Raw genomic sequence first — 4,145 nt, forward strand, 5'->3', positions numbered from 1 at the left:
GGTGGTCTTGCCGGCACCGTTGGGGCCGATCAGCGTGACGATCTGACCTGGCTCGACGCTCAGGGCGATGTTGTCCAGCACGTTTTGCCCGGCGAACGTGACCCCGACCTGCTCCAGGCGGATTAACGCAGTGCTCATCAAGCCCCCTGGCAGCCCGAGCACACACCGACGACTTCGACGGTTTGCCCTTCGACCTTAAAGCCGACGTCGCCGGCGCTCTTGATGATGCTGTCGCTGATGCTTTTTTGCTCAAGTTCGATGGCGGCGTGGCACTCGCGGCAAATCAGGAACTGGCCCTGGTGCGCGTGTTCCGGGTGGTTGCAGCCGACAAAGGCGTTGAGCGACGAGATGCGGTGCACCAGGCCGTTGTCCAGCAGGAAATCCAGCGCGCGGTACACCGTGGGCGGCGCGGCGCGGCGGCCGTCCTGCTCGCTGAGCACGCCGAGGATGTCGTAGGCACCCAGCGGCTTTTGGCTTTGCCACACCAGCTCCATCACCCGGCGACGCAGGGCGGTCAGGCGCAGCCCTTGGCGCGCGCACAGTGCGTCGGCCTCTGACAGTGCGCTGTGCACGCAGTGAGAGTGGTCATGGGGACGGCTGGCAAGCGGTGTTTTAGGCATGAGCGGCGACAGATATTTGTGAGAGACGTTATTATGTTACCTGTTCCTGCCTCCTTGAGTGGTCATCGTGTCCAGACTTTTTCCCGTTTTTGTCGTATTTGTCGCCAGTTTGCTGCTTGCCGGTGCCGCTCAGGCGGAGGTTCGGGTGCTGACCAGTATCAAACCGTTACAACTGATTGCTGCTGCTGTGCAGGATGGCGTGGCGATTCCCGAGGTATTGCTGCCGCCGGGCGCTTCGCCGCATAACTATGCGTTGCGCCCTTCCGACGTACGGCGCGTGCAGTCGGTGGACCTGCTGTATTGGATCGGCCCGGACATGGAAAGCTTTCTGCCGCGTGTCTTGAAAGGCCGCAGCTTGCCGACGGTGGCGGTGCAGGACCTTCCGGGAATGAAACTGCGTCGGTTCGCCGAAGATAGCCACTCCCATGCTGAAGATGCCGACGAACATGATCATGACCATCGCCCGGGTAGCCTGGATGCGCATTTGTGGCTGTCGACGGTCAACGCCCGGGTGATTGCGAACCGCATGGCGGCGGACCTCAGCGCTGCCGACCCGGCGAACGCCGAGCGTTACCAGAGCAACGTGAAGGCCTTTGATGGCCGTATGGATGCACTGGACGCGCGCTTGAAGGCACGTATGGCGGACGTCGCCGGCAAGCCGTACTTCGTGTTCCATGAAGCCTTCGATTACTTCGAAGATGCCTACGGCCTCAAGCACACCGGGGTGTTCAGTGTGGCCGCAGAAGTGCAGCCGGGTGCCCAGCATGTGGCAGCGATGCGTACGCGTTTGCAGGAAGTGGGCAAGACTTGTGTGTTCAGCGAGCCGCCGTTGCGCCCGCGCCTGGCGGAAACGCTGGTGGCGGGTTTGCCGGTGAAGCTGGCGGAGCTGGATGCGTTGGGCGGCTACACGCCGGCCTCCGCCCAGGGGTATGAGCAGGTGCTGGAGAAGCTGGGGAATGACCTGGCTGGGTGCCTGGAGTCGCTCTGACAGACGCCGCATAACCACTGTGGGAGCGGGCTTGCTCGCGAATGCGGTGCATCAGTCGCCATATGCATTGACTGACACACCGCATTCGCGAGCAAGCCCGCTCCCACATTTGATCGAGTCGGGCCAAACCCAGCGGTATATTGATATACCGTTTCGATCTAGCCAGCCCCCTCAATAGAATCAGGCGCTGTGCTAGCATGCCCCGCTCGAACACGGCCCGCTGGCCGTCCATAAGATCGTTTTTCCGTGAGTAACCATGGTCGACAAACTGACGCATCTGAAACAGCTGGAGGCGGAAAGCATCCACATCATCCGCGAGGTCGCCGCCGAGTTCGATAACCCGGTGATGCTCTACTCGATCGGTAAAGACTCCGCCGTGATGCTGCACCTGGCACGCAAGGCCTTTTTTCCGGGCAAGCTGCCGTTTCCGGTGATGCACGTCGACACCCGCTGGAAATTCCAGGAAATGTACAAGTTCCGCGACAAGATGGTCGAAGAGCTTGGTCTTGAGTTGATCACTCACGTCAACCCGGACGGTGTGGCGCAGGGCATCAACCCGTTCACCCACGGCAGCGCCAAGCACACCGACATCATGAAGACCGAGGGCCTGAAACAGGCGCTCGACAAGTATGGTTTCGACGCTGCATTCGGCGGTGCCCGTCGCGATGAAGAGAAATCCCGTGCCAAAGAGCGCGTGTACTCGTTCCGCGACAGCAAGCACCGCTGGGACCCGAAAAACCAGCGCCCGGAGCTGTGGAACGTCTACAACGGCAATGTCAACAAAGGCGAGTCGATCCGTGTGTTCCCGCTGTCCAACTGGACCGAGCTGGATATCTGGCAGTACATCTACCTGGAAGGCATCCCGATCGTCCCGCTGTACTTCGCCGCCGAACGCGAAGTGATCGAGAAGAACGGCACGTTGATCATGATCGACGACGACCGCATCCTCGAGCACCTGTCCGACGAAGACAAAGCCCGAATCGTCAAAAAGAAAGTACGTTTCCGTACCCTTGGCTGCTACCCGTTGACGGGCGCGGTGGAGTCCGAAGCCGAGACGCTGACGGACATCATTCAGGAAATGCTCCTGACGCGAACTTCCGAGCGCCAGGGCCGTGTCATCGACCACGATGGTGCAGGCTCGATGGAAGATAAAAAACGTCAAGGCTATTTCTAAGGGGCTGTCATGTCGCATCAATCTGATTTGATCAGCGAGGACATCCTCGCCTACCTGGGCCAGCACGAGCGCAAGGAAATGTTGCGCTTCCTGACCTGTGGCAACGTCGACGACGGCAAGAGCACCCTGATCGGGCGCCTGCTGCACGACTCCAAGATGATCTACGAGGATCACCTGGAAGCCATCACCCGCGATTCGAAGAAATCCGGCACCACCGGTGACGACATCGACCTGGCGTTGCTGGTCGACGGCCTGCAGGCCGAGCGTGAGCAGGGCATCACCATCGACGTTGCCTACCGCTACTTCTCCACCGCCAAGCGCAAATTCATCATCGCCGACACCCCCGGCCATGAGCAGTACACCCGCAACATGGCCACCGGTGCCTCCACCTGTGACCTGGCGATCATCCTGATCGACGCCCGCTACGGCGTGCAGACCCAGACCCGTCGCCACAGCTTCATCGCCTCGTTGCTGGGCATCAAGCACATCGTGGTGGCCGTCAACAAGATGGACATCAATGGCTTTGACCAAAGCGTATTCGAGTCGATCAAGGCTGATTACCTGAAGTTTGCCGACGGTATCGCGTTCAAGCCGAGCACCCTGGCCTTCGTGCCGATGTCGGCCCTCAAGGGCGACAACGTGGTGAACAAGAGCGAGCGTTCGCCCTGGTACACCGGGCAGTCGCTGATGGAGATCCTCGAGACCGTCGAGATCGCCAACGACCGCAACTACACCGACCTGCGTTTCCCGGTGCAGTACGTCAACCGTCCGAACCTGAACTTCCGTGGTTTTGCCGGCACCCTGGCCAGCGGCATCGTGCACAAGGGCGACGAAGTCGTGGTGCTGCCGTCGGGCAAGAGCAGCCGCGTCAAATCCATCGTCACCTTTGAAGGTGAACTGGAAAACGCAGGTCCCGGCCAGGCCGTGACCCTGACCATGGAAGACGAAATCGACATCTCCCGTGGCGACCTGCTGGTGCATGCCGACAACGTGCCGCAAGTGACCGACGCTTTCGACGCCATGCTGGTGTGGATGGCTGAAGAACCGATGCTGCCGGGCAAGAAATATGACATCAAGCGCGCCACCAGCTACGTGCCGGGTTCCATCACCAGCATTGTGCATCGCGTGGATGTGAACACCCTGGAAGAAGGCCCGGCGAGCGCCTTGCAGTTGAACGAGATCGGCCGGGTCAAGGTCAGCCTCGACACGGTCATCGCCCTGGACGGTTACGCGAGCAACCGCACCACCGGTTCGTTCATCGTCATCGACCGTTTGACCAACGGCACCGTGGCTGCGGGCATGATCATCGCGCCGCCGGTGACCCATGGCAGCGCGGCGCAGCACGGCAAACTGGCTCACGTGG

Annotated in this window: 5 protein-coding genes; 3 read left to right on the forward strand and 2 right to left on the reverse strand. The window is 60.8% G+C overall.

Going from position 1 to position 4,145, the window contains the following annotated elements; genetic code table 11:
* On the reverse strand, positions 1–138 hold a 138-nt coding region (locus HX846_RS26905), incomplete at its 3' end, for an ATP-binding cassette domain-containing protein (protein WP_178966443.1).
* Positions 138–620, reverse strand: a complete 483-nt coding sequence (locus HX846_RS26910; RefSeq protein ID WP_372242016.1) for a Fur family transcriptional regulator — start codon at positions 618–620, stop codon at positions 138–140. The genes HX846_RS26905 and HX846_RS26910, both read right to left, overlap by 1 nt.
* A gap of 58 nt (positions 621–678) precedes the next feature.
* On the opposite strand from HX846_RS26910, the gene HX846_RS26915 reads away from it, so the two are divergent.
* The 3 genes from HX846_RS26915 to cysN form a co-directional block, all read left to right on the forward strand.
* Complete coding sequence (locus HX846_RS26915; protein WP_256739983.1) at positions 679–1,608, forward strand: metal ABC transporter solute-binding protein, Zn/Mn family; 930 nt, start codon at positions 679–681, stop codon at positions 1,606–1,608.
* A 256-nt stretch (positions 1,609–1,864) separates the two neighbouring features.
* Positions 1,865–2,782 (forward strand): sulfate adenylyltransferase subunit CysD, encoded by a 918-nt coding sequence (gene cysD / locus HX846_RS26920; protein WP_003208447.1) that lies wholly within the window; start codon positions 1,865–1,867, stop codon positions 2,780–2,782.
* 9 nt (positions 2,783–2,791) lie between these two features.
* A partial coding sequence (gene cysN, locus HX846_RS26925) for a sulfate adenylyltransferase subunit CysN (protein ID WP_178966445.1) occupies positions 2,792–4,145 on the forward strand: 1,354 nt, incomplete at its 3' end.

Source organism: Pseudomonas sp. K5002, from assembly GCF_013386655.1.
Classification (GTDB): Bacteria; Pseudomonadota; Gammaproteobacteria; order Pseudomonadales; family Pseudomonadaceae; genus Aquipseudomonas.

Coding starts and splice junctions, on each gene's coding strand:
- HX846_RS26910 (WP_372242016.1), bottom strand. CDS start 620: ATGCCTAAAACACCGCTTGCCAGCCGTCCCCATGACCACTCTCACTGC.
- cysD (WP_003208447.1), top strand. CDS start 1,865: ATGGTCGACAAACTGACGCATCTGAAACAGCTGGAGGCGGAAAGCATC.